The following is a 25,697-nucleotide window of genomic DNA, read 5'->3' as shown; positions in this document are numbered from 1 at the left end:
GGGCGCAGCGGCCGGTCACCCGGCACGCCGCGCCGGACAGTTCGTCATGCGCAGGCCCAGCTCGTGCACCGCCGTGCCGGTGCGGCGGTCGGCGCGGCCACCGGCGCCGGTGTTGCGTGTGGATGCGGTCATGGCGGCATCGTCACCCCGGCGCAGCGGGCCCCGGAACGACGAAACGGCGCTTCGGAACGGGAACTCGCAGGGATGGCACAGTGTGCCGAGGTTCGGCCGGATCCCGTGTCACCGCTCGCGTAAAACCACGTGCACCGAACGTGGCACAACCGTCAGGCACTACCGCGACGGAGGCACGTCGTAGCTGAGGTCCTTGGCGGTCATCGACGCCGGCCGGAGCCGGAGCCAGCGCACACCCGTGTCGTCCGGGTGCTCGTGCAGCAGACGCCGGAACCGGACGTCCCACCGCCCTTCGTCGCCGCCGAGGTAGCGCGTGAGTTTCCGTCGGCCCCGCGGCACGTCGAAAGGCAGCAGTTCGGCCCGCCCGCGGGCGAAGAGCTGGCGGACCGTCCCGGTGGCGAGGTCGCACTCGTCCACGACGAGCGCCACCGCCGGATCGGCGCGCACCCTGCGGGGCAGCACGGCCCAGGGCCCGGTGATGACCCAGAACGCGGCGTCCTCCCACAGGAACCAGACCGGCCGCACGGTGGGCCCGGTGGTCGCGAGCCTCCCGGTGAGCGGCCGCGCCAGAAACGCCTCCACATCGAACTCCGCCACGTCCCACTCCCCCGTGCCGACGACCGGTCCCAGGGGAAGCCTGCGCCTTCGAGCGCGGTGGAGGTCAACGGTCCGTCGTCGGCTCCGCGTCGAGGCATCTCCTCATCGCGGCTCCGGTCACCACCCGGCGCAGGGCCGGTGGCCGGGGCCGCCGCCGTGCCCGCGCACGTCGTCGATCAGGTACCGGCCCCCCGCCGTGCGGACGAGGTCGTACTCCAACGACCATTCGGTGCAGCCTTCGCCGTGCGGGCCGTGGTCGGGGTCCTGGAGGCTGACGAACTCCAGCCACACCCACGCCGAGTCGGCGCCGAGGCGCACGTCCCGGACGTCGAACTGGTGGCCGTAGCTGGTCTCCACACCGCCGCGGAAGGAGCGGAGGGTGAATCCGCCCCGCAGGCGCGGGGACTGCTGGGCGTAGGCGAGGGCGTAGTCGCCGCTGTTGATGCCGCCGAAGTAGTCACCGAACGTCCGCGCCAGGGCCGCGAGCTCCAGCTCCTCCGGGCCGGGCAACCCGGCGATCTCGGCCCCCTCGGGGCCGAGCGGCGCCCGGTCGCAGCCCACCGGCTCCGGTGAAGGCAGGTCCGGGATCGCGGTTTCGAGCGTCGTGGCGGGTACGGCGGAGCTGTACCTGGGGGCGTCCCGGGTTCCGGCGATGACCATTCCCGCGACATCGCCGTGGGCGTCGAGCAGCGGTCCGCCCGAGTTGCCCGGCCGTGTGGCGGCGTCGGTCGCCACGAGCCCGTACTGCCGGTCGCCTTCGATCAGCACCGACGTGTCCGGGTCGAGCACCGTGCCTTCGGTCATCCGCAACGCGCCACCGTCCGGGTAGCCGAGCGCGGCCACGTCGTCGCCGAGCTCCACCTCGGTGGGCGCGAACGAGAGCACCGCGCCGGTGGCGTCGGTGCCCAGCCGTAGCACGGCGACGTCGAGCGTGGTGTCCACCGCCGTCACCCGCGCCGACAGCGGGTCGCCCGCGACCTGCACCGACACCGCGACGGCACCCTCCACGGTGTGCGCGGCGGTGACCACGGTTCGGTCGTCCACGAGGAAGCCGGTGCCCGTCCCTCCCCCGCGGCAGGTCACCGCCCACACCGGCACCACACCGGTGGAGATGCGGGAGTAGATCGCGGCGAAGTCCGGCTCCGGTTCCACGGTGGGCGAGGTGGTCGGCGGACCGGACGACGTCTCGCTGCTCCGGGCGATGCCGGCCCCCGCGGTGCTGTCGGTGGCGCGGACCCCACCGGACGCCACGTCGTCGGCGTCCCGCTCAGCCCGGTCACTCAGCAGCTCCGTGGGGACGACGACGGTCGTGGCCGCGAGCACGATGCCCACCAGTCACCAGACCGTCCGCCGCAGTTCGGGTCGCTGACGGGAACCGCAGGCGCGACACCTCGCCCCGTCGGTCGGCTCGCGGCACCACCAGCACTCCATCGGACACCTCCCGCACGTCGTCCGGTCCACCGCGAACGGCGGACGCGATCCGCCGCGTCGGAGTCGGCCGGAGTCCGACGGGTGTTACGGCCGGAGCAGCACGTGCCGACGGCGTCTGCGGTGGTGGGAGAACGCGGACAAGCCGGAGGCCACCGCCCCGCCCAGGGCGAACGTGGTCACGATCTGCTGTTCACCACGCCGCCGGTCACAGTCGACGATCGCCTCGTAGCTCTCCCGCCCCATCACCACGAGTTGCGGCCGCCCCAACGTGTTGTCCACTCCAAGCATCCGCTCGAACTCGCGCGAGCGGGCGAGCGCGGTGCCGCACGTCTCCGGCGAGTGCGTGTTGGGCTCCGCGGGCGACACGGGAATCGTCGCCGCCCACACCGCCATCCCGAGATACACCGCCGCCGCGACACCGAACCACCGGGCCATGTGCACGACGGCAGTGTGCCACCGACAGAACACCGCGAGTGAACAGGCGGAGTCAGCGGAGGGGGTCAATCCTCAGCGCTGACGCGCTCTCCTTGGCGATTCGCCAAGACCTGGCCCCCACGTCGTAGCGATACTGCCTCCACACCCGCCATGCGACGACCGTTGCACAGTAGAGACACCACAACAGCACCAAGGCCATGAACACGAGAAAAACCCCGGGTGCATGCCGCAGCAGAGGCTTACCCGGGGAGTACCGTCCCATAGTATCGCATCCGTGCCGTATCACCAAACGTCGCCACCGCCGTCGCTGGCGAACCTGCTGTCGGTCGAACGTATGACCACCGTCCACCGCATCTCCGCAGTACAGGGAGTAAGCGCTCTCGAACTCTATGTGCTGGATGTGGAGCTTTCCTCCGCGTTCATGGCCGACCTCGCCCTCACGGAGGTAGTCCTACGCAACTCGATGAATGACCAACTCAGCGCGCACTTCGGAGCGGACTGGTATCGCAGGGACGCTCTGTTCGACGAGCGATCCCGCACGGCCATCAAACGCGCCTGGAAGGACGGGAAATGCACCGACGAGGCACCACCGGGCAAGCTGGTTGCCCGGCTCACGTTGGGCTTCTGGGTGGGGCTACTCGACTCAGGCGGTCGAGCGGACAACCCGCCTCACGACCGCAAACGCTCCTACGACAACTTGCTGTGGCGACCGTGTTTGCGCCATGCGTTCCCGAACGGCACCGGGAAGCGCTCTGACCAGCACACGTTGGCCAAGCGTGTGCAGGCTCTGCGTAATCGTGTGGCCCACCACGAGCCGGTCGTCGGGGGAGTTCCGATTCCCGGAGGTGCACGGCGACGTTCGTTACCCGAGGTGCACCACGACACCCTGAACCTGGTGAAGACCATCGACCACGAGCTCGCCACGTGGATGGGTCAGCAGAGTGGGGTGCCGAGCCTCCTCCGTACCACTGGCAAGGCCGCGCAAGGGCTACCGTGATGGACTGGCGATCCACGGTGCCGAGCTGCGTGACCTTCGATGTGGATCGTTGATCATTAGATAGATAGGACGCGGCGGTCAAGCCCACGGTCGGCCACCGCGCCCAGCGCGAACCCCGCGCAGGTCCGCGGCACGCCGAGCGGCGAACGCTTCAAGAGCCGGTCGCCGCTTCGGTCTCCACCTGGATGCGGGGGAACAGCGGTGTCGGGGCCGGGGGCCGGTCGGTCCCGCCGCCGAGTTGGGCGGTGACCCGCTCGGCGGCGTCCGGGAGGAAGGGGCTCAGCTCGTCGGCGACCGCACGGCAGGCGGACACCAGCAACGCCAGCACGGTGTCCAGCCGGGCGCCCGCGGCGGTGTCGCCCGCCTTCTCCGCCTTGGCGAGTTGCCAGGGTTCGGTCGCCACGACGTAGCGGTTGGCCTCCTCCGCGATCCGCCACACGGCGGCCGTGGCGGCGCGAAGGTCGAATCGCTCCATCGCGGCGTCCACCTCGGGCGGCGCATGGCGGATCGCGTCGGTCAACGGCAACTCGGGCACCGGGCCCGGCGGTTCCGGGGTCGTGCCTGCCCGGTACCGGTGCACCATGCTGACCGCCCGGTTGACGAGGTTGCCCAGCCCATTCGCCAGGTCCTCGTGGTAGCGGCGGACGAGCCGCCCGGTGGTGAAGTCGGCGTCGCCGACGCGCGGGACCTCCCGTAGCAGCCACCAGCGCAGCGCGTCGGCACCGTAGTCGCCGACGAGGGAAACCGGGTCGATCGCGTTGCCGAGGCTCTTGCCGAGTTTGCGCCCCTGCACGGTCAGGTAGTCGTGCACGAGGATCGTCGTCGGCAACGGTTGTCCGGCAGAGAGCAGCATCGCCGGCCAGTACACCGCGTGGAACCGGAGGATGCCCTTGCCGATCACGTGGGTGCGCCGCTCGGCGTCGACCCACCAGCGCCGGTAGTTCTCACCATCGGTCCCGTAGTCCAGGGCGGTGATGTAGTTGCCCAGCGCGTCCCACCACACGTAGATCACCTGGTCGGGGTCGCCGGGCACCTCGATGCCCCAGCCCCGTGCCCGCCCGGTGGAGCGGGAGACGGAGAAGTCCTGCAGCCCCTGGTCGAGGAAGCCGAGGACCTCGTTGCGGCGGCTCTCCGGCTCGATGCGCAGCTCGCCGGAGGCGATCAGCTCCCGCAGCCGGGATTCGTAGCGGGACAGCCGGAAGAACCAATTCTCTTCGCGGACCAGCTCCGGCGCGGTCAGGTGCTCGGGGCAGACTCCGTCGGATAGTTCGGTGTCGGCGTAGAACTGCTCGCAGCCGACGCAGTACCGCCCCTCGAAGTCCTTGCGGTAGAGGTCGCCCGCGGCGTCGGCGGCCCGCCACAGCCGGTCGACCCCGGTGCGGTGCCGGGGGTCGACGCTCGTGCGGATGAAGTCGTCGAAGCTGAGCCGGAGGGGTTCGCGCAGCGCCCGGAAGGCGGCGGCGTTGCGTTCCACCAGCTCACCGGTGGGCACACCCTCGGACTCGGCGGCGAGGGCGTTCTTGAGGCTGTTGTCGTCGGTGCCGGAGAGGAACCGCACCTCGTGCCCGCGGTGCCGCCAGTGCCGGGCCATCACGTCGGTCTGCACCAGCTCCATCGCGAACCCGAGGTGGGGCGCGGAGTTCACGTACGGGATAGCGGTCGTGAGGTAGCGACGGGACATCAGGCGCTCCGGTGACGAGGTGGTGCCCGCACGCGACGGTGCGGGAATCTGTCCAGATTACCGGTCTCCCCGGCCCGGGCCGGATCACTCGGACCGGGGAAACCGCCGCGGCATAGCCGGTCAGGCCGCCGCCGGGACCCGCTCGACAGGTGCGTCGGTGCGGTCCGTGCCGGACGACTGGTCCTGTAGCAGGCTACACGACACAGGTACGGTGCTCCCTGAGCCGATCAGCGATCCCACCAACCTCCCGGGCGAGGTGGACCGGAGGGAGCCGCCGTCTACGCCGCGCCGCCCTCCCGGGCGCGCCGGAACAGCTCCGCCACGCCGGGCTTCATGCCGTAGCAGACGAAGTCCCCGCCCCACCAGTGGAACGGATACCGCCGCCCCGAGTCCCGGTGCGCCCGGTGCAGGCCACTGACCACCCCGGCGACCGAGCGCCGTGTCCCGAAGGCGTCTTCCCCGGTCAGGTGGTGCAGGTCGGTCACGCCCAGCAGGATGCCCGGGTGGTCGATCAACACGTCGAGGAACACCTTCGCCCGCCCGCGCACCGTGCCGTAGAAGGTTTCGGCGAGGGCGAGGTCGTCGGGACACCGCCATTCCGGCCGGTCCCGGTGGCCGCGGCCGCCGCTGTGCTGCTCCCACACGGGGTCGTCGTCCGCAAACACCCGTCCTCCTCCGTGGTCAGCCGAGGCCCGGCAGCGGCCACCATCATCCGATCCCGGACGTCCGCCCGTCCAGCGCCGTGTACCGGACGGTGAACTCGGGCGGGAGTTCCCGCCGCATCCGCCGGGCGAGCTCCAGCCCCTCGGCGTCGAACCGCGTACGGTCGGCGGGATCCTTCATTCCCGAATCTTGCGGAACGTCCCGGTTGAATGCGGCCTGGTAGCGCCCGTCCCACTCCGCGACCGCCGCCACCAGCTCCCCGCTGAGCGGCACCACCTCGGTGACCTCGTCGGGCAGGTAGTTGTCGGAGACCGAGCCACCCACCGACACCCAGAACGGCCCGACATCCCACTCGGCTTCCAGGCGCACGACTGTCTTCTCACTCATGGCAGAGGTTTCAACTTCCTGTCCGCGCTGATCGGGTTCGCCCCGACGATGGAACCGTTACTCCCCACGGTGACGGCGATCCGACACCGCTTCCCCCCGTGCCGCACCTCGTACACCAGACGATCCTTCCCGGAGATACCCACCGGCGCGCTCCCGGTCAACGCCCGCACGAGCACGTCCACGATCTCCGAGCGCGCCACGCCGAAGCTCTCGAACTCCGCGACCCGCTCGGGCTGCATGAGGTGTCCGAGACCGCTGTCGTCGTCTCCCTCCTCCAACCAGACCAGGCGCCGGTCGCGGGTCCGGAAGATCCGGACCACCGCGCTGGGAGTGATCTTGCGACCTCGCCGCACGACTTCCTCGATGAGTGCCTCGACCGGTGCGGGGTCGGTCTCGTCCGGTGCGGCTGCACCGGCCGGGCGGGAACGGCCCGCCTCCCGGTCAGCACCGGCGTCACCTCTTCAACCACCACCGCCGTGCAGGACCTGCTGGGCCGCCTGCCGCAACCGCTCCTGCACATCGGCCAGGCGGCCGAGCATCGTCCGCACCTCGGCCTGCACCGCACCGATCTCGGCGGTGAACTGCTCCCCCGCCAGCCCACCCGCGTGCTGCACATACCGTACGACGGTTTCGAGCTGCTGGTCGGCGGCCTGCACCAGCTCGACCGGCAGCTCCCCGGCCGCCACGTTGAACGCCTGCGCGTCAGGGGGCCACTGCTCCGGTTAACACCACACACGGCCACGCGTGACGTACTGTGGCCTCGAACCTGGGCGATAGTGAACGGTCGCCCACAGAACAATCGCAAATGATCGATGACGCAAAGAGGAAGGGGCTTTGGGTCATGGCGGAGGACACGCAGGCAGACGCCGCAGTTCGGGCAGCGGGTATGACCAGCGCTCTACCTGGCGTGGCAGGGCTCGCCGGTACGATGATCTCGGTCGCCGCACCGTTCCTCGCGGGAACATCCAGCGCGCCGAAAGGTAGTTTCAGCTTCTCCCCCGAGGAACTCGACGCGATCATCGCCGAGTGGGAAGATTTACGATCTGATCTACTGGACGATGAACGCAGGGCGGGGTATATGACCAACATCGATCCACCAGGAAAGGAGTTCGCCAGCGGCGATTTCACGAAGAGGGCCAACCCGTCCGGCGAGTCATTCCTCGAAGCAATCCAAGACATGATCAAATACGTTGATAAGTACATCGAAGCATTGAAGGACGCAAGAGAAAGCATCAACACTCAGGACGAGCAGGCGCAGAGCGACATCGCCAAGACCGGAGAAATTCAAGAATGAGCACCATCCAACGTTATTCGTCCACCCTCATCCCGATCACTTTGGCACTTGTTTTATCTTCGTGCGCGGCGAGCGAGTCGGGAACTCCGACAACGTCAACACCGGCCAGCGACCGTCCTTCAGCATCCTCCACCAACCCTAGCGGGGGCATTTCAATTCAAGATCCGATCGACACGGCCCCCTTGCTGGATCAACCCTGTACCGCCCTCACTGACGCCGACCGCACTGACCTAAATCTGACGGAAGGACGCGTCGATACTGACACTGCAAGTTCGGCTGCTGATGCATGCGTTTGGGAGCGTTCGGAAGACTCCGGAAGTCGTGTCGACCTCATAGCAATGACCGAGAACGCAAACGGATTGGAAGACATTCGCAAGCAAAACACAAATTCAGAATTGTTCGCCGAGACGCAGATCGGCAAGTATCCAGCGCTGCACGCGAGCACCTTCGATCAACGAGACAGAGGACGCTGTGATCTCTGGATCGGAGTAAACAACTCCGAGGTTTTTTACGTTTTCGTGGCACTCCGCGATGTCCCGGAAGCATCCGATCCCTGCGGATACGCCGACAAGGTCGGCGAAGCGATGATCGCCAACCTTAGTTCTTAGAGCTCCTGACGTATTTGGTTGGGGAGTCGGCGCCAGCAGATGATGCTGGTGGCGAGGGTGAGGAGGCCGTGGTGGATGTCGGTGCGGCGTTCCCACCGGGTGGCCAGGCGGCGGAACTGGTGCAACAGGGCCAGGGTCTGTTCGACGACCCAGCGCACGGCCTGGTTGTTGTCGCGGGTGCCGCGGCGGCTGATCAACGGGCGGATCCCTCGCCGCCGCAGCGCCTGGCGGTAGGTGTCGTGGTCGTAGCCCCGGTCGGCCACGAGGACGTCGGGCCTGCGGCGGGGTCTGCCTCGCCGGCCCCGTACCGGTGGGATGGCCTCGACCAGCGGCAGGAGTTGGGTCACGTCGTTGCGGTTGCCGCCGGTGAGGCGCACGGCGAGGGGGATGCCGCCCCCGTCGCAGATCACATGGTGCTTCGAGCCGGTCTTGGCCCGGTCGACCGGACTCGGCCCCGTGTCCGGGCCCCCCTTTTCGCGCGCACGTGCGAAGCATCCACACACGCCCGGGACCAGTCGATCACCGCGGCCGCGTTCAGCTCCGCCAGCAACACCTCGTGCAACCGGTCGAACACCCCCGCGTGCTGCCAGTCCCGCAACCGCCGCCAACACGTCATGCCGGAGCCGAAGCCCAGCTCCTGCGGCAGGTCCTCCCACCCGATCCCGGTGTAGAGCACGAACAGGATGCCCTGCAGCACCTGCCGATCCGGCAGCGGCTTCGGCCCCGTCCTGCCAGCAGGACGTACTGGCAGCAACGGCTCGATCCGCGACCACAACTCATCCGACACCACCCACGGCGCAGCCACACCAAGATCATCTTAAACCCAGATCATCAATGTGTTAGGGGCTCTAAAGCAAGTTTCGAACGAAGTATTACTACCTACGTCGGCAAGTACATCGAGTCCTTAAAAGATGCCCGCGACAAAATGCCCGCGCAGGACGAACAGGCGACTAGCGACATCACCAAGTCCGGAGGAGTCGAAGTATGAGCATTACCCGACGTCACTCGTCCAGTGTAGTTGGTGTCGCGACGCTCGCCCTACTTCTGACCTCCTGTGCGGAGAGCGAGTCGGGGACACCGACGACTTCGCTCCCGGACTCGGGATCCGTATCGACATCTTCAACCCAATCAAGTGGTGATATTCCGATCGAAGAACCACTAGATGTGACACACTTGCTGGATCAGCCTTGCACCGCCCTTACCGACGAGGATCTCGCAGATCTCAGCCTGGCCGACGGCGAGCTTTCCGACAGAACCATCAGCCAGGCGGCCGAGTCGTGCATATGGAAGCGATCGAATGATTCCAGAAGTCACGTAAGCCTTATCGTGATGACTGAGAATTCGGACGGATTGGAAGATATACGCGACCAGAACCAAGATGCCGAACTGTACGAGGAAATCGAGATCGGCGGGTATCCCGCACTGCACACGAGCCGCTGGGACGACCGGGATTCGGGACGTTGCGACCTGTGGGTCGGAGTGAACGACAGCGAGGTTGCATACTTCTACGTGACGCTTCAGGAAGTTCCGGATGCATCCAAACCCTGTGACTTCGGAGACAAGGTTGGTGAAGCGGTGATCGCCAACCTGACTTCCTGACGGGAAACTCAACGCAAGCAAGATCCGCCATAGCACCGTTCGAGGCTGGGGTGGCTACGCACACCCCAGCCCTACTCGTCGCCCCTCAAGACCGTGCGCTCCGCGAGGCCGACGCCCGGCACGGAGTCACTCCGCCGTCGACGTAGCCAACGCTCCCCTGCCGCCGGAGTCGATGCGCCTTCGGCCGGCCCGCTCCCGGCCGGCGGGTGGGATGATCGGGGGAGGATGCCGGGAGGATCGCGGACTTCGCCCGTTCGTGGGTCGTGACCTGCGCACACACCGTGCCACCATCACCACCGTCACACCACACACGCACGAGAGCAGGGGGAGATCCGACCGTGGCGACACCCAACCACCGCTTCACCCAGGCACGCCACCGCACCGCCTCCCCCACCCGGCCCGACGAATGCCTCTCCCGCCAGGAGCTGGCCGAACTCGTCAACGACTACCTCTGGCGCCACCACCAGCAACGCGTCGAACTCGACACCAACTACATCGGCAAGATCGAACGCGGCGTCATCCAGTGCCCCAACCGCCGCTACCGCGAAGCCCTCCGCCACATCCTCGGCGTGCCCACCGACACCGCCCTCGGCTTCACCACCCGCTGCCGCACCGTCGTGAGGTTACCCCACGTGGACCGCAAACAGTTCCTCAAAACCACCGCCCTCACCGCCGGAACCCTCGCACTCGGCCCCCTCGCCACACTCCTCGACGACACCGGCCACCCCACCCCCACACCCAGCCGCATCGGTGCAACCGAGATCGACCAGATCCGCACCGCGGCCAACACCTTCCAGGCATGGGATCACGCCTACGGCAGCGGAGTCGCCCGGGAAGCGGCACTGGCTCAGCTCCGCTGGTCGGTGCAGCTGCTCGACGCCACATGCCCGGACCACCTCCGCGCGGATCTGTACAGCTCCGTCGCCTACCTGGCGAAGACCGCGGGGTTCATGTCGTTCGACGCCTGCCACCACGACGAGGCCCACAAGCTCTTCCGGCTCGCCCTCACCTGCGCAGAAGAAGCCGACAACTGGGATATGCGTGCGTGGGTGCTGGCGAACATGACCCGCCAGGCAGTCTGGATCGGCAAGCCGGAGGACGGCCTCACCTACAGCGAGTACGCCCTGGTGCGTGCCGATCGGCTCTCCCCCGCGCAACAGGCGCTGATGCAGACCGTGCGTGCCCGCGTGTTCGCGGCGACGCACCGCGTCGAGGACGCGAAAACAGCGGTCGGCCTCGCCGACGAGCACTTCGCCCGCACCGAGCCCGATGACGAGCCGTCCACGGCGTTCTACGACGCGGCCCAACACGCCGGCCACACCGGCACCGCCCTCGCCGAACTCGCACGCAACGGACACCACACCCCTGAGGCCACCGCGCGCCTGTCCACCGCGATCTCCGGCTACGGTCCGAACTGCGCCCGCACCAAGGTGCTCAACGAGATCACTCTCGCCGCCACCACCTTCACCACCGGAGACCCACACGAAGCCACGACAATCGGCAACACCGCTTTGAGCCACGCCGACACGCTCCGCTCCCGCCGCGCGACCGACGTGCTCCGCGATCTCCATCGAAGCGCCACCCGACACGCCGATCTTCCCGGCGTGGCCGAACTCCAGCACCGCATCAACACTGCCGTCATAGCGACGTGATCAAGGCGGTGGGAACACACCGGAAAGATACTGATGCCACCAATTACCTTGCTGCTCTTCTCTTAACGAACAGCGTCGAGTCAACGGCTCCTCACTCGCTCGTGCGCTCTGAACGCGAGGTAAGACCGGAAGTCGCTTACGTCGAGAAGGACTGCGAGCTCGTCATGACTTGCGAACCGATGTACTAAAGCACCATACACGGCTTGCGGTTCAGCAAGATCGAGCCTCGGCATCACAGCCCCGATCACGCCGTTAACCCGATGGACCAAGTTTCCGCTGAGGCGCTGTCCTATATGCGACTGTGCGATCGACTGAAGACAGCGCTTCGCTTCTGCTTTGGAGACGATCGATGTCTTCGGCTCGTGAACACCGGCCAACCGGTACCACTTCACCTTCCTACCCTGATGTTCGGTTATGCCTCTTTCCACCGCAGTGGGAGCCACTGTAGAGGTAACTTCGTAGCGCGTACCAGGACTATTGACTGGATGATCGTGCCCCTCGACAAAAAAGACATACCCGGGGAGAAGTGATCGACTAACCGCGATAATCCCCGCCACTGCAGACATCTCAGCTGTAGCCGCCGTCTCCAGTACTTTAGACGGGTCCACATAAGTACGCCCGAGATGGGCAATCGATCGATCCGGCAGCAGTACCCGCGAAGCGAACTCATTCGCTTCGCGTTCTTGATTCACTCCGAGCATTAGTTCATGTCCAGAGAACTCCAGCGCCCCGTTGGGCTTGCAGTCCACTGCGTTTCCATGCCATCCGATCATCAAATGACCGAATTCGTGAGCCAGGGTGAATCGCTCCCGCTTCAGCCCTTGACCAGCACGAAGAAATATTCTCGGTCGCCCTTCCAGTCGCAATGCAATTCCATCGCATGACTTGAATGGCCACTCACAGTATTCAAGATACGCGTGTTTTTCAACTAGACCGCGTATATCGACAGGTGGACGCAGATCGAATCGCTCCACCGCGAGAGCGGCCAGATTCGCGACAGCCTGGAACAACAGCCGAACCTACAACCGTCCTGTTTGCTGGAGCCAGCGGATGACGTTGGCGGCCTCGCCATCATCCTTTGCTCGTGCAGCCGCAGCGGCCACCTGATTCAACATTTCTACTGTGTCAGTACTGGTCTCCGTCTTACGGGCAGCGATTATGAAGCGAAGTGCTTCCGGCCTCTCGATCCAAAGAGCATATTCACCGGTACTCATCCCAAGAAATTCGTGCAGTGCCATCCTTGCGACCGGCGACTCGTCATCTGCATCGTGCCAGATATCCACCCAGTCGTCGATGTCCGAGTAGAAGGCACGCCCACGCAGGACCTGGTTCACGAAAGTAGCAGGCTCAGACATCGATCCTCCTTCCGCGAACCGCTGACTTGATCCACTCGCCGGTGACTGGATCGGCGACGCCGAGATGACGTCCACGCTTGTTGTACACCTCGATGTGGCCGTGTGTGTGGTCCCACTCATAGTATCGGTCTCCGCGCTCGTTCTTCCAGCGCTTATACCCGTTCGGCGCACCACAGGGCGTTTGATCGTCAAGGAAGCACGGCTCCGGCCGTGGGATACCTATCAACTGTGCGCCTCCCCAGTGACCCGCACACGCCTGTCATCTCGTGCAGCCGACCGCGTGACCGCACCCTCTTACGCGCCACTCTCCGTCATCATCAATGACGGGAAGCAGTGTAGCACGTTACCAAATCGGGGTTGCAAACTTGTGGTCACCCCTATTCCATGCGGCGGGTGAACTCGGCGTAGGCGGCGCGCATTTCGGCTTCGCGGTCCACCGGGGTGATCGGCGGTTCGTAGCGGTCGAGGAGATCGCCGCAGTCCTCGCCGTTCAGGTACGCCTGCAGGAGCTTGAAGTCGTCCTTGTGCTGCTTGACGCCGTGGGCGTGGTGGTCCTTGGCGATCTTGCGGCCGAGGTTGTCGAACCACATGTTGTACTCGTACTTACGCATGACGGCGAACTGGCCGCGATACATCAGGCAGAGCTGGTCGGCGGTGAGCCCGAGCATGATCGCCACCAGGGCGTCAATCTCGACCAGGGCGGCCCGGCGCTCGAACTCCGATCGCAGCGGAGTCTCCCACTCCCATTCGCGCTTGGTGACCCCAAGTGTGGGCCATTCGGAGTACGGCTCGGTCCAGGAGTCCTCGGCGAATCCGGGCTCGTACAGCTCCTCCCATAGCGGGGCGTAGTCGCGGGTGAGGCAGTTCAAGCGAAGGGCGCGGAGGAGGAGGTAGGGAGCTGCCGAGTGGTTTAGCGGAGCTGGGAAACGTTTGATCAACTCATCAGAAATATCCGACTTTCCGCTCACCTTAACCATGTAGTCAAAAGGGATCGAAGACCAAAGGCCACCGATAATAGCCGTTTCATGGTCCGAGTCGGCAGCTAATGTGTGTACAGTGTGTACATGCGCGGGGCCGGGAGGAAACAGTGCAACCGAAAACGCTCGTTCAAGTCCAGGATTCGTCATGCGACGCCAGGCGAGACGGTAGTATTCAGTGTAAGGACGGCCGTTCCAGTTATCGAGGCCTGCGTCGTAGCTTTCGCGATCGGCGGCGCGCTGATAGTTGGTGCGCGGGATGAGCTTTTCCGGCAGCTCCTCTAGGTCCCAGTCAGAGTAATCTTTGTTGCTCTTACAGTTTTCGTTCGCCTCCTTAGACAAAGGTGTCGCGACGGAGAAAAAAGGACCTTGGAGGATCACCTCGCTCCAACTCGGTGGGTACCCGGTACGCCACTCGCCATATCCATCCTTTTTTAGTTTATCTTCATCCCAGCCGCGCGACCACTCGTATCTCAAGTCAGTCATCCGAATTCGCTGATCAGCTATAACATCAAGTGCGTCGAGTTGTTCCTGAGTGATCGGCCGAAGTAACCGTGCTTGTGCAGCTGGAGTTCCTGGTTCATCAAATAGCTCGACCCACTTGGCGAGTGTTGATGTAGTAATTTCGACTACTCGCGACGCGTGCGGCCTTAAGTCCCAGCCACCCCACGAGTACTGGATACCTGGAACATCGCCTGTTCCGTCATGCACCAGTGAACCACTAAGAGTATCCGGCACGAGCAGATTAGCCACTTGGAGGAATCGAATATCGCGGGGAGCTCCGTAGATATGCACACCGTAGACGGTATGGTTGTCGACATCATCAAAAAGCTTGACTTCATTGATGAATTGCCAGTGCCTCCGCAGTCGCATATACGACTCAGCACGCAGATTTCCTGATTTTGGATCGGCGAAATGACTTTCCGAGTGCAACAATCCAACGATCCCGGAATCTCCCATTGACCGCCAAGCGCGTTCAATAAATACCGTGTACAGGTTCGTTTGAATTCCTTGCAGGACCGGATAGTCTACAGAAGATCCGAGGTGCTCATTCAGCCCTGCCCATGACCCCAACTCACTAAGGTACTGGCGTTCAGCATCCGGATCGTCCAACACCTTCAGGCGCCGCTCCCGAAAGGTCACTTCCGGAATCTTATCTTGAAGCGCAAGAGAAGGATCGAACTCGGCCAAAATTTCGTTATCGAACCACTTCGGTCGCACCCACGGCGGATTTCCGAGCTGGAGGTCGAAGCCGCCCCGGGTGAACACCTGCGCGAAGTCCAGTTCCCAGTGGAAGAACGCCTCCTGCTGACTGACCTCGCGGACAACGCCGAGCCAGCGGTGTTCCGAATACAGCTCGGTCACGCCGCGCATGCCGAAGTAGGTTTTCTCCACCTCGTCGAGGTCGGCGAGTTCGTGGAAGCCCTCGACGGTCTCGGTGAAGTCGATCTGGTTGCCCTGGTTCCCCTTGCCAGTGATGCCGAGCAGGCCCTCCAGCGTGGTCAGCCACTGCTCCAGGGTCGGCGGGTTAACGTCAGTGGTCACCGGCCAGAAGAACAGCGCGCACCAGGCGTCCATCGCCAGCCGCAGCCGCTGATACGGCCCCTCCGGGTCGCGCAGCTCCGACTCCACCCGCTCGCGGGTGACGGCCTTGCTCTCCTCCGGCAGGTCCGCGCCCCAGACGTCGATGCTGCGGGCCACCTCGCGTTCGCTGATCTCCAGCCTGCGGCGGGTCAGCTCCCACAGCCGCTCCACCCGCTTGGCCAGGCCCCGCAGCCGCTCGACCTCGGCCTTGCCGGGCTTCGCGGTGACGGCCTTGTGCCACTGCTTGAGCTCGGCCACCTTCTCCGGGGCGAGTTCCTTGGCCTGTTTGGCGTCTTTCACCGCGCCCCAGCCGGCCGCGGGCAGCAGGAAGTGGTGGATCTCTCCCTCGCCGATGGCGCCCTCGCTCAGCGGGCGGTCGGTGGGCACGGTCTTGAGCCAGCTCTGCTTCGCGCGGCCCAGGGCGGTGAGGTCGTAGGTGGCGCGGCGCGCGCCGATCAGTGAGTTGCCGCGTTTCAGGTGCAGGCCGAACCACGGGGCCTGCAGGCCCCGGTGCATCACGTTCAGCCAGAGCGACACCTCGGCCAGCTCGCGGGCGGTGTCGTTCAGGTCGACGCCGTAGCAGCGGTGCAGCGCCAGGTGGGCCTTCACCTTTTGCAGCTCGTCGCGGTACGACTCCGGGTCGATGGTGGTGTCCAGTTCGCGTTGCCGACGTTTGAGGTATTCGTCGGCGAGCTGGTTGATCGCCTCGTTGAGGAACGCGCCGCTGCCCATCGCCGGCTCGCACACCCGGTAGTCGAGGATGTCCCGCGCCGGGGTGTCGTCGGTGATCAGCTCGGCCAGCGAGTGTTTGACGACGGTGCGGGTCAGCACCTCGGGGGTGTAATAGGAGGCGCTGCGCTGCCGGTCCCGGCCCGACAGCCGGTAGACGAACGTGCCCGTGGGGTGGACGACGTAGCTCTTTTCCCCCGTCAGCGGGTCCTCCCGCTTCACGACGTGCTTCTCGTCGTACTCGGCGAGCTTATCCCGCGGCACCAGCCAGGTGCCCTTGCCGGAGTCGCCGTCCTTGGCCAGCTCCACCAGCTCCCGGTCGGCGAGGAATCCGCTGTAGGCCATCAGCCCCTCATACACCGCGCCGAGCTGGTTGATGCCGAGCTGGGCGTAGGAGACGTAGCCGGCGCGGCCGTTCTTGCTCTTCGACGGTTTCGCCACCAACAGCAGCTTGAGCACCTGCTGCACCACGGCGTTGCTGAGGTTGACGTTGTCGATGTGGTAGGCGTGGCCCGCGTCGAACAGGTCGGCGCGCAGCGGCTCGAACGTCAGGCCGTCGCTCTTCGTGGTGCCCGCGTGGTGGCCGGTGTTGACCAGGCGGAACAGCAGGCGCAGCGAGTCGTGCAGGTGGTGGCCCTCGCGGGACGGGCCGGTCAGCGGGCGTTGGATCAGCTCGCGCAGCCGGTCCAGGCCGTAGCCGACGTCGTAGTCCGGGTCGCCCGCGGGCAGGATGCCCAGCTCCGGGCGTGCCTCGGCATACAGCAGGAACAGGATCCGGTAGAGGAACCGCAGCTACTGGGTGGTCAGCTCGCGCGGCAGTTCCGGGATGCCCTCCACCGGGTCGCCGTTGCGCCGCCGCTGGGCGATCACCTCGTTGGCGATCAGTTCCACCGACACGCGCAGCCCGTCACGCAGGTCCTCGCTCACGCTCACCGCGTGCTTAACCGAATCCTGTGAGAACTCGTCCAGCTTGCTGCCGCCCTCCTCCGAGGGCAGCAGCACGTCGGCCGAGGTGAGCCCGGCCAGCCAAGCGAGTTCGCCGGTGGCCTTGTCGTCCTTGCGGGACAACGCCGTGTCCACGTCGAAGGCCAGGTACCGACCCTCGTTCCAGCGTTCCACATCGGACAGCAGCAGCCAGCCGCCCGCCAACACCAGCACGAACCGGGGGGCGTGCTCGGTGAGCAGCAGGCGCTGCACCGCGCGGCTCACCTCGGCGACCTCGACCACCCTCGACGCGGTCGTGCTGCCGGTGCGCACCGTCACCGGCTCCAGCAGCAGGCCCTGCAGGCTGGGGTCGGTGCCGTCCGGGTTGTCGGCGTCGGTGGTGTCGGTGCCGTCGGGATCGTCGGTGTCCGTGGTGCGGAACAGGTCGTCCGGGTCGTCCACCGGGTGTGCCTGGAGCACGTGCAGCGCCTCGCCGGAGGGTGACTGGGCGCGGGCCAGCAGCGGCACCGACACCGGGGTCTGCGACTGCTCGGTCTCCAGCACCGTCGGCGCGGGCTCGAAGCCCAGCGCCTCCAGGACGAGGCCGTGCAGGGCGGTGACGGCCTCGGCGTAGCCGTCCCGGTCGGGCTTCGGCAGGGCCGCCTTGGCCGCCAGGAACCGGCCCCCGGCGCCGGAGAGCCCCTTGAGCGGGCTGTGTTTGCCGTTCGTGGCGCGCTCGCGCCACTCCTTCGTCAGGTCCTTCAGCTTGCCGGGGAACGCCTCGGACAGCCAGTGCGGGGAGAGGAAGTCGCCGACGTTGCGGATCGAGTCGTACATGTCTGGTGCCTTTCCGGTCTCCGCGTGCTCAGGCCGTCCGGGTGTCGGGCACGATCAGCCCGACCACGCGCACGAACGGGTCCCCCGCGGCCGCCAGCGAGTCGATCAGTTTCGCGGTCTCCTCGCGGATGCCGGCCACGTCCTCCCGCTGCCTGTCCAGTTTCCTGTGGACGTTGCTGTCGCCGCTTTCCGACCTGCGGCGCTCCAGCACGGACAACGCCTGCTGCTCCCAGGTGGACAAGCGTTTGCGGTGCTCGTCCAAGCGCTCAACGAGGCCGCCCTCCATCTCCCGCCTGCGCTCGTGGATGTCCCGGGTGGCCGCGGCCACCGCGTCCGGCACCAGGGGTTGCATCCGCTCCAGCCAGGGTTCGACGCCGCCCGGGTTGCGGGCCTCCTCGCGCAGCCCCGCCCGCTCCAACGCCGCGCGCAGGTCGCCGACCTCGGGGGCGTGGGGCAGGCCGGTGATCGCGCCCCACCGGGTGAGCACCGGCTGGCCCAGCGCGTTCGAAAAGGTGGCCTGGGTGAGAAACACCGGCTCCTCCACCGGGGCGGCCATCACCGTGGCCTGGTTGCGGCCGAACCGGGCCAACGCGCGGCTGGTGGCCCACTCCAGCACCGGGTGGTTCGGGGCGAGGAACCCGACGTCCGGCCACAGCGTGTCGCCGTCCGCGCGGGCCTTCGCCAGGCGCTGCTCGGCGAACCGGGGCTGGGCCGACAGCCGGATCCGGGTGGCGACCTCCCGCTCGCGCAGGTAGCTCTCCGGGAGGTCCCGCAGCCGCTCGGCCAGGTCGGCCGGGGTGTCGAAGGCGAGCAGGTCGGTCTCGGTGTCCCGGTGGACGTCGAGGCCGCCGCCGTGGTCGGTGATCTCGTCCAAAGCCTCGGCGAGGAAGTTGTCGTCGTCGTCGAACAGGGTGCGGCGGGGCGCGGTCGGCGGGGGCGGGTCCTCGGCGTGCTCGCCGCCGGTGGCGATCAGCGCGGCGAACGGGTTCAGCGCCTCCGGTTCCGGCTCGGGGACCGTGGTGTCGAGGTCGTCCTCCCGATCGAGGATTTGCATGACCTGGTTCTCCTCGATGTCCGCGTCCCGGACGTCGAGCAGGGCACCGGCGTCGCCGAGGGCCTGGTTCGCCGCGTGCTCCTTGTGCAGGAGCTTGGTGACCACGCGCAGGTCGCTGACCACGTCGGTGTCCTCGGCGGTCAGGGCCAGGGCGGCGATGCGTGGCGGGTGCTGCTGCAGATAGCGGTCGATGCGGCCGTTGCGCTGCTGGATGCGGATGAAGCTCCACGGCAGGTCGTAGTGCACCAGCTGGTGGCACTGGCGGTGCAGGTTCAACCCCTCGGAGGCCATGTCGCTGGCCAGCAGCACCCGGATCGGGCTGGACTCCAGGGCGAAGTCCTCCACCACCTGCTGCACGTCGTTGTCGTTGAGCTGCGCGTGCAGCAGGCCGACGGCCTTCGCCGGGAGTTTCAGCCGCGTGCGGAGCTCGTCGCGCAGCCAGTGCAGGGTGTCGATGCGCTCGGAGAACACCACCACGCGCGTGTCCCCACCGGTGACGCCGATCCCGGTCAGGTGCTGCACCAGCGCGTCCAGCTTGGCGGGGCCGCGCCGCTCGGCGGCGTCGGCGAGCTCGTCCAGCCGGTGCAGCGCGGTGCGTTCCGGTGCGGCGTCGTCGGTCGAGCGGGCCAGCGTCTTCCCCCGGTTGGCGATGCTGGTGCGCAGCGCCTTCGGCGAGGACAGGAACGCCTTCAGCAGCGTCCACGGGAACAGCGTGCCGCCCTTGCCGGTCACCGGGGCGCGGCCGGACTCCGGGCGCAGCCAGGTGTGGGTGAGCTCGGCCAGCACCGCGTGCTCCTCGGCGGTGGGGGTCACCGGGGTGACCTCCGGGTCGTGCCGGGCGGCCCAGCGGTGGCCGACCTCCTGCTGCACGTCCGGCGAGTTGCGGTGCCTGCGCACGTAGAGGTGTTCGATGTCGGCGGCGGAGTAGTCGGTCGGGTCGGCGATCGCCGTCGGGTCCAACAGCTTGATCAGCTCGGCGAACGACTCCGGCTTGCCGTTGTGCGGGGTGGCGCTGGCGAGGATCAGCGCGTCGGTCTGCTTCGCCAGCAGCCGGGCGAGGTCGTTGTTCTGCGTGCCCTTGTTGATCAGGTTGTGGCACTCGTCGATCACCACGGCGTCCCAGTGGTGCCCGGCGAGGTGGTGCTTGTAGCGGGCCGGATTCTTCAGCGTGTCGATCGAGACGATCGCCCGCTTGTGGTAGCTGAACGGGTTGCGCGTGGCGGGCAGCGTCCGGCGCACCTTCTGGATGCCGTCCGAGTCCAGCCGCACCAGCGGGATCGCGTAGCGGGTCCACATCTCGTGCTGGAACTGCTCCAGCACCGCCCGCGGCGTGACCACCAGGATGCGCTCGCCCCGGCCGCGCCGGATCAGCTCGGACAGCGTGATGCCGATCTCCAGCGTCTTGCCCAGGCCCACCGCGTCGCCGATGAGGATGCGCGGGCGCAGGTTCGACAACGCCCGGTGCGCCGGGCGCAGCTGGAAGTCCATCCGGTCGGCCAGGCCCAGGTGGCCGGCGACGATGTCGGTGTCGGTGACCGGGGTGGGGCTCTGCCGCAGCAGCGACTCCAGCCACAGCCGCGAACCACGGAAGCCGGGACTGTCGTCCGGCACCAGCTCGGTGCGGCGCGGGTCCAGCACCGCGACGTCGTCCAACGCGGTGTAGAACACGGCGTCCTGGTCGCGGACCAGCTCGGAGGCCCCACCCGCCTCGATGCGCAGGCCGTCGTGCTCGGTGCGGCGCACCGAACGCACCAGCCACTGCTCGTCGCGCACAACGATCTGCGAGCCCACGGCGATGTCGGGGGTCGCGGTGTCCGGTGTCGGGTTGTCCGCTGTCGCGGTGTCTGTCGGCCCTACCACCCGGGTGAGCGTATCGGTCGGGGTAGGCGGTCACGAGCCTCCATGGGTGCCGTGCGCAGGGAGTTGTTCACCCGTCCCGGCGGGATGTGGTGGCCGGTTCACACCGCCCCCGATGCGCTGCGGGAGCGGGTGCGGTCGGGGCGCGGGGTCGGGGGTGGCGCTGTTGTGGTCACACCGGCGTGTCGGCGTGGGGGGATCCGGCGCTACAGGGGGTCCCTGCGCGAGCCTGTATACACCGGCACACTCTTCCGATCGATCAGGTCACCGAGATCGCGCACCGAGAGGACCTGCTGGCGGCGTAAATCCCCGCGACGAGGGGACTCAGGTGGCCGGCCACAGGTTGATCGTGTACTGCTCGACCGGTTCCTCCCGAGACAAGTCGCCCATCTCGTCTAACGGCCTGTCCATCACCGCCTCGTGCTGCCTCAAAGCGTCCGCACGGCCTCGGTGGACGACCACGAGTTCGTACCGACCCGGACCGTCGGGCAGCTTCACCTCCTTGGTCGGGGCCGTCGGCGAACCCAGGGTCAATCCAGCGGTCGGACAGTTCAACGGCAGTCGTTCGGAGACACCGGCCTGCTCGGTGGCCACCGATGCCGGCTCGATCGGGCTGTCCCAGACACGGACGACGGCGCGTACCGGCAGCAGATCCTGCGCACACGAGATGAACAGCTCATGGGTGTCGGTCGCGACCACCGACCGATTCGCCCGGCGGAGGGCCTCCCGGGCGTCCCGCCAGTCACCCTCCGGCCCGGACAACGTGATCAGCCTGTAGAACGGCACGAACACGAACTCATATTCGGCGACGATCCGCGGCATGGCGGAAGAATCCTCTCCGGACGACTCCGTCGGGTCACCTTACGATCATAAGAGTCACCCAACGGAGTTCGCCCGCCGCCCGTCGGGAACGATCAGCCCTCGACCCGCACGTGGAACGAATCGGAATCCAGGACGCGGTTCGTACCGTAGAACTGGAGCAGTAGCCGCCCTCCCCGTTGGTTGTCGTCAGCAGGGATCGGACGTGCGGACCCGTGCCACCCGAAAGGCTCGTTACCCGTCGAGACAGCCGCCCCTTCATAGGTCGACTGGAACGGATACTCGTCACAGTCCATGCCGCCGGCAGAGTAACCGTCGCCCCAGATCTCTCTGCAGATCTTCTTCGCGGCGGCGTGGTTCCGTAGCTTCTTCTCCTGATCCATCAGCCGATGGAGCGGGTCGGTCGACCCAGGCACATTCTTTCCCACTGTCGTCGGGAAGGTCCGTTCCGGATGGTGCAGCGCGTCGTCCACGTGCCGGGACTCCTCGTCGTTCCCTTCTCCCGACCGATGCAGAGTAAATGTCGGAGCCTTATCCGAAAACACCGTTCCGTGGTATTTTCCACTGCCTAGCATACTCCGTGCGCTGTCAAATCGGACCCGATTTATCGCCTGCGCGTCGCTGCTCTCGGGGATTGTCTTCCCATCTCGGTACTCGGCGAGCCAACCGATGGTTTCGGTGAAATCAACCGTGGCGAACGGCCCGTCGCCCATGTCCTTGGGAGAGGTGACGGTCACCGTGTCCATCCGGGGTTGATTATACCAACCCTCGATCGTATCACTCCGCGATAATTGGCCGCTGCACGTGACATGGTCGCCGACACAATCGAGGTTGATCGAGAGGTAGGTGAGGTCATCGCGTAGCGTGGTGCCCTGATGCACATTTTCGACCGACACCACGTAGTCCACCCGCCGACTTCCGTCATAAGCGAACGCGAGGACCCAGAGCTCGAAGTCGAACTTCCCCAGGTAGCGGCCATTGGTGTCCTGAAGGGTCACTACCTTGAAGTAGGAGTGACATTGCTCGAAACGACTTCTCGCCCAGCCCTGGACCCGAGAAGCCTGCTCCTCGTGTTCCGCACAGGCCGACTTCAGATCGGCCACCGCCTGCGTTGACGGAGTCCCGTTCCCCACCGAGCTCGTGGCACTGGCACTTACCGGAATCATTACGCTCGTGGCCACGGTGGCAGCGATGAGGAGAGCACGGAGCGCTCTCCCGGCAAGTGACCGCTTCGTAGGCATTCGCGATCTCATTCGCCCCCCCGGTACCTGGAGTCGACGAAGGCTTGAGCTCTGCGCTCAAGGTCCTCTGCGGTGACACTCGCCCCCATCGGAGACGGGACCTGCGAATCGCTCGTACTGCCCGGCTTCACGATCGGCTTCTCGACGTCCCATGAGACGACGTACTTACCCGATGTGCCCGGTTTGGTGACGACACTGGTGTCGAAGCGCCAACAGTAGTCCGGATCGGCACCGGGATCACAATTCCCATCCGGGACACGGGTCCTCGTGTCGCTCAGAGAGAACCGTCGGAACTGCTTGTTCCCGGTGAGGTACATGATGCGGTTGCTGGTTGCTCCGATACCGACAGGACCGAACATGTCGGGCAGGGTCCAACCAGTGATGAGATGATGCGACCGTCCCGTCGGCTGCTCCTCGGTCGTGCCGACGAGTTCGAAGTCATAGAATATATCCCATGTGTTGCAGGTGTCGCAGTGCGGGATTGCCATGAAGGTGTGCAGTCGGCCGTCCGTCTCGGTCATCGGTTCACCGACCGGATGGAACCGGTAGCTCGGCGTGTACTCCAGCCAGTACGGCTGGTACTGCTGCCCTTCGGCTGTGTACCGCATTCTCAGACCGAAGGCGAAGGAACTGGTCATCGCCTCGTCGGTGAAGAACTCGGTCTCATTGTATGAGTTCGCCGGCCCCCAGGACGGGGGTGGAGCCTCATAATTCGCCGTCGGGTACGTGAACGTGATGAACACGCCGTACATGTGTTCATCCTGATCGGCACAGAGCTGCGCCGTGGCATAGCGCGCCTGCCGTTCACATGCCGATGTTTCCGCTGCATACCCAACTCCGGCGAAAGAGAGAGTCTGCACAGCGGACAGCAGACACAACGCACTCAGCGCCGTAATCCTTTTCCGCATCGTTGAAAGCCCCTCAGTAGTGCACGACGACGCTCGAACCTGCTGAGCGCCGAAGAGCGACACTATCGGCAGGCGACGTTCGATGTCGCAGGATCGTCGCCACAGCAACCGAACAGATCAACACCTTGGTCTGTGTCATCGCATAGCGTAACTGCAAGTGAGGCAAATCTCAGCGCATCGTCCTACTGCGAATCCTGGAGCACATCTGTATCCGGTCGGTGGTGATTCCTGCAATGTGACCGGAGTCTCCGTCCCACCCCATCGCCGGGCGAATGCGCACGTCAGCACCGTGTCGCAGCACCCCCACCGTGCCGCCCGTCCGGGTGTCCACCGTGCGGGCGGCCTTGCCAACGCCCCGCACACCACTAGCCTGAGACGTGCTGGTGGTTCGTGCGCCGCCAGGCGTGGCCGAGGTCGCGCGTGGTGGTGGACGAGGCGAGAGGGAACCCGGTGCGAGTCCGGGACTGCCCCGCAGCGGTGAGTGGGAACGAACGCCGTGCCCGGTGAACCCGGGACGCACTGGACGGTGAGTCTGGGAAGCGACGGCGCGTAGGAATACCGGCCCTTCCGGCCGGGAACGCCCGCGAGTCCGAAGACCTGCCACCGGTGCGCACACCGCCGGTGTGCGCGGCTGTCCGAGGTCTCGTGGGAAGGCTCGGCGGACGAGATGCCCGGGGTGGCCGCACGCCGCCCCGCCGCTCGCCTGCGCTCCCTCCCGCGTCGATCCCGGCGGCCACGCCGTCGAGCTCGCGAGGAGAGAGCGTTGACCAGCACGAACCCACGCATCGGATCGACCGTCCTCGGCTGGCCCCGCATCGGGCCGGACCGGGAACTCAAACGCGCACTGGAGAACTACTGGGAGTCCCGCACGGACGAGGCCGAACTGCGGGAGGTGGCCCGCCGGCTGCGCACCGACACCTGGCGCGGCCTGCACGAGGCCGGGCTGGAGTCGGTGCCCGGCAACACATTCTCCTTCTACGACCACGTGCTGGACACCGCGGTGACCGTGGGCGCGGTCCCGCCCCGGTTCACCCGGCTCGGTCTCGGCCCGCTGGAGACCTACTTCGCCATGGCGCGCGGCGTGGAGTCCACGCCGCCGCTGGAGATGACCAAGTGGTTCGACACGAACTATCACTACCTCGTTCCGGAGATCGGGCCGAACACCCGCTTCACGCTGTCCGACCGGACACCGCTGACCAGCTACCGGCAGGCCGCCGAGCTGGGGGTGAACACCCGTCCGGTGCTGGTCGGGCCGGTGACGTTCCTGCTTCTGTCCAAACCGGACGCCGACTCGTGCGACTCGTTCACCCCGCTGGACAAACTCGACGAACTCCTCGACATCTACGCCGAGCTGTTGGCCGAACTGCACGACGCCGGTGCCGAGTGGGTGCAGCTGGACGAGCCCGCGTTCGTGGCCGACCGCTCCGACGTCGAACTCGACGCGCTGCGGCGGGCGTACCGGCGGCTGGGGGACGCGGACGCACGGCCCAACGTCCTGGTGGCGAGCTACTTCGGTGACCTCGGCGACGCGCTCGGTGTCCTGGCGTCCTCCCCGGTCGAGGCGATCGGCGTCGACTTCGTCGCCGGACGATCCACTGTGGACGCGCTGTCCGGGGTGCGGGGGCTGCACGACAAGACGGTGGTGGCCGGGCTGGTGGACGGGCGCAACGTCTGGCGCACCGACCTGGACACGGCGCTGACCACCGCGGCCACGCTGTTCGGGATGGCCGGCGACGTCGCCGTGAGCACGTCGTGCTCGCTGCTGCACGTGCCGTACGACGTCACCGCCGAGACGGACATGGACCCGCGCATCCGGTCGTGGCTGGCCTTCGCCGAGCAGAAGGTGGGCGAGGTCGTCATCCTGGGCCGGGCGCTGCGCGAGGGCCGGGCCGCGGTGGCCGACGCGTTGACCGCCGCCCGGGAGGCCGTGGCCGAC

The 25,697-nt window shown here is 66.5% G+C and carries 22 protein-coding genes, 2 pseudogenes and 1 riboswitch; of the genes and pseudogenes, 6 read left to right on the top strand and 18 right to left on the bottom strand.

From position 1 onward, the window contains the following. Positions 1–291 precede the first annotated feature (291 nt). The 3 genes from SACPADRAFT_RS0220260 to SACPADRAFT_RS0220250 form a co-directional block, all read right to left on the bottom strand. Positions 292–729, bottom strand: a complete 438-nt coding sequence (locus tag SACPADRAFT_RS0220260; protein WP_007023750.1) for a pyridoxamine 5'-phosphate oxidase family protein — start codon at positions 727–729, stop codon at positions 292–294. A gap of 117 nt (positions 730–846) precedes the next feature. Beyond that, the gene (locus SACPADRAFT_RS30055; RefSeq protein WP_051442525.1) at positions 847–2,061 is read right to left on the bottom strand and encodes a trypsin-like peptidase domain-containing protein; all 1,215 of its coding nucleotides are present in this window, start codon (positions 2,059–2,061) and stop codon (positions 847–849) included. 183 nt (positions 2,062–2,244) lie between these two features. Next, entirely contained in the window at positions 2,245–2,595 is a 351-nt protein-coding gene (locus SACPADRAFT_RS0220250) for a hypothetical protein (RefSeq protein ID WP_007023748.1), read from the bottom strand. 274 nt (positions 2,596–2,869) lie between these two features. Between SACPADRAFT_RS0220250 and SACPADRAFT_RS28965 the strand changes: the two genes are divergently transcribed. Beyond that, entirely contained in the window at positions 2,870–3,592 is a 723-nt protein-coding gene (locus SACPADRAFT_RS28965) for a CAAX protease (RefSeq protein WP_233357229.1), read from the top strand. 151 nt (positions 3,593–3,743) lie between these two features. Here the strand turns inward: SACPADRAFT_RS28965 and metG are convergent, their stop codons facing one another. The 5 genes from metG to SACPADRAFT_RS28960 all read right to left on the bottom strand — a co-directional run bounded on the left by metG (position 3,744) and on the right by SACPADRAFT_RS28960 (position 7,009). Then, positions 3,744–5,273, bottom strand: a complete 1,530-nt coding sequence (gene metG / locus SACPADRAFT_RS0220240) for a methionine--tRNA ligase (protein WP_007023746.1) — start codon at positions 5,271–5,273, stop codon at positions 3,744–3,746. 278 nt (positions 5,274–5,551) lie between these two features. After that, positions 5,552–5,938, bottom strand: a complete 387-nt coding sequence (locus SACPADRAFT_RS0220235) for a DUF6416 domain-containing protein (protein WP_007023745.1) — start codon at positions 5,936–5,938, stop codon at positions 5,552–5,554. A gap of 43 nt (positions 5,939–5,981) precedes the next feature. After that, positions 5,982–6,323, bottom strand: a complete 342-nt coding sequence (locus SACPADRAFT_RS0220230; protein ID WP_007023744.1) for a hypothetical protein — start codon at positions 6,321–6,323, stop codon at positions 5,982–5,984. After that, positions 6,320–6,676, bottom strand: coding sequence for a hypothetical protein (locus tag SACPADRAFT_RS0220225; protein ID WP_007023743.1), 357 nt, complete (start codon positions 6,674–6,676; stop codon positions 6,320–6,322). The genes SACPADRAFT_RS0220230 and SACPADRAFT_RS0220225 overlap by 4 nt, the downstream gene beginning before the upstream one ends. Before the next feature lie 108 nt (positions 6,677–6,784). Next, positions 6,785–7,009, bottom strand: a complete 225-nt coding sequence (locus SACPADRAFT_RS28960) for a hypothetical protein (protein ID WP_007023742.1) — start codon at positions 7,007–7,009, stop codon at positions 6,785–6,787. Between the two features lie 119 nt (positions 7,010–7,128). Here SACPADRAFT_RS28960 and SACPADRAFT_RS0220215 point away from each other — a divergent pair, with 119 nt between their 5' ends. Then, positions 7,129–7,617, top strand: coding sequence for a hypothetical protein (locus SACPADRAFT_RS0220215; protein WP_233357228.1), 489 nt, complete (start codon positions 7,129–7,131; stop codon positions 7,615–7,617). Then, positions 7,614–8,225: a DUF3558 domain-containing protein gene (locus SACPADRAFT_RS30880; RefSeq protein WP_007023740.1), complete on the top strand. Its 612-nt coding sequence runs from the start codon at positions 7,614–7,616 to the stop codon at positions 8,223–8,225. Before SACPADRAFT_RS0220215 ends, SACPADRAFT_RS30880 begins: the two co-directional genes overlap by 4 nt. Here the strand turns inward: SACPADRAFT_RS30880 and SACPADRAFT_RS30875 are convergent. Further along, positions 8,222–9,012, bottom strand: a pseudogene (locus SACPADRAFT_RS30875) (IS5 family transposase). The gene SACPADRAFT_RS30880 and the pseudogene SACPADRAFT_RS30875 overlap by 4 nt on opposite strands. A gap of 197 nt (positions 9,013–9,209) precedes the next feature. On the opposite strand from SACPADRAFT_RS30875, the gene SACPADRAFT_RS30870 reads away from it, so the two are divergent. Both SACPADRAFT_RS30870 and SACPADRAFT_RS28950 read left to right on the top strand, forming a co-directional pair. Next, entirely contained in the window at positions 9,210–9,824 is a 615-nt protein-coding gene (locus SACPADRAFT_RS30870) for a DUF3558 domain-containing protein (RefSeq protein WP_007023737.1), read from the top strand. Between the two features lie 338 nt (positions 9,825–10,162). Beyond that, entirely contained in the window at positions 10,163–11,476 is a 1,314-nt protein-coding gene (locus SACPADRAFT_RS28950) for a helix-turn-helix domain-containing protein (protein WP_007023736.1), read from the top strand. An 80-nt stretch (positions 11,477–11,556) separates the two neighbouring features. Here the strand turns inward: SACPADRAFT_RS28950 and SACPADRAFT_RS30865 are convergent, their stop codons facing one another. From SACPADRAFT_RS30865 to SACPADRAFT_RS0220170, 9 genes are all read right to left on the bottom strand, one after another. Further along, positions 11,557–12,486, bottom strand: a complete 930-nt coding sequence (locus SACPADRAFT_RS30865) for an ImmA/IrrE family metallo-endopeptidase (protein WP_007023735.1) — start codon at positions 12,484–12,486, stop codon at positions 11,557–11,559. A 9-nt stretch (positions 12,487–12,495) separates the two neighbouring features. Then, positions 12,496–12,831 carry a hypothetical protein gene (locus tag SACPADRAFT_RS30860; RefSeq protein WP_007023734.1) on the bottom strand — a complete coding sequence of 112 codons (336 nt, stop codon included), beginning with the start codon at positions 12,829–12,831 and terminating at the stop codon, positions 12,496–12,498. Continuing rightward, positions 12,824–13,057 carry a colicin E3/pyocin S6 family cytotoxin gene (locus tag SACPADRAFT_RS34535; protein WP_084258529.1) on the bottom strand — a complete coding sequence of 78 codons (234 nt, stop codon included), beginning with the start codon at positions 13,055–13,057 and terminating at the stop codon, positions 12,824–12,826. Before SACPADRAFT_RS34535 ends, SACPADRAFT_RS30860 begins: the two co-directional genes overlap by 8 nt. Positions 13,058–13,208: 151 nt before the next feature. After that, on the bottom strand, positions 13,209–16,580 hold the full coding sequence (locus SACPADRAFT_RS28945) for an Eco57I restriction-modification methylase domain-containing protein (protein ID WP_233357227.1): 3,372 nt from the start codon (positions 16,578–16,580) through the stop codon (positions 13,209–13,211). Between the two features lie 333 nt (positions 16,581–16,913). Beyond that, complete coding sequence (locus tag SACPADRAFT_RS34190; protein WP_007023732.1) at positions 16,914–17,882, bottom strand: hypothetical protein; 969 nt, start codon at positions 17,880–17,882, stop codon at positions 16,914–16,916. Positions 17,883–17,910: 28 nt separating this feature from the next. Then, the gene (locus SACPADRAFT_RS0220185) at positions 17,911–20,796 is read right to left on the bottom strand and encodes a DEAD/DEAH box helicase (RefSeq protein WP_007023731.1); all 2,886 of its coding nucleotides are present in this window, start codon (positions 20,794–20,796) and stop codon (positions 17,911–17,913) included. A gap of 321 nt (positions 20,797–21,117) precedes the next feature. Further along, the gene (locus tag SACPADRAFT_RS0220180) at positions 21,118–21,615 is read right to left on the bottom strand and encodes a hypothetical protein (protein WP_007023730.1); all 498 of its coding nucleotides are present in this window, start codon (positions 21,613–21,615) and stop codon (positions 21,118–21,120) included. A gap of 92 nt (positions 21,616–21,707) precedes the next feature. Beyond that, on the bottom strand, positions 21,708–22,715 hold the full coding sequence (locus SACPADRAFT_RS0220175) for a NucA/NucB deoxyribonuclease domain-containing protein (RefSeq protein ID WP_233357226.1): 1,008 nt from the start codon (positions 22,713–22,715) through the stop codon (positions 21,708–21,710). A 146-nt stretch (positions 22,716–22,861) separates the two neighbouring features. After that, positions 22,862–23,605 (bottom strand): hypothetical protein, encoded by a 744-nt coding sequence (locus SACPADRAFT_RS0220170; RefSeq protein ID WP_007023728.1) that lies wholly within the window; start codon positions 23,603–23,605, stop codon positions 22,862–22,864. Between the two features lie 564 nt (positions 23,606–24,169). Further along, positions 24,170–24,380: riboswitch (cobalamin riboswitch) on the top strand. 144 nt (positions 24,381–24,524) lie between these two features. Here SACPADRAFT_RS0220170 and SACPADRAFT_RS34185 point away from each other — a divergent pair. After that, positions 24,525–25,697, top strand: a pseudogene (locus SACPADRAFT_RS34185) (5-methyltetrahydropteroyltriglutamate--homocysteine S-methyltransferase); the annotation flags it as partial.

The organism is Saccharomonospora iraqiensis subsp. paurometabolica YIM 90007 (assembly GCF_000231035.2).
Lineage (GTDB): Bacteria > Actinomycetota > Actinomycetes > Mycobacteriales > Pseudonocardiaceae > Saccharomonospora > Saccharomonospora paurometabolica.
Note: the sequence above shows the minus strand (reverse complement) of the source record. Positions and strands in the feature narration are given on the sequence as shown.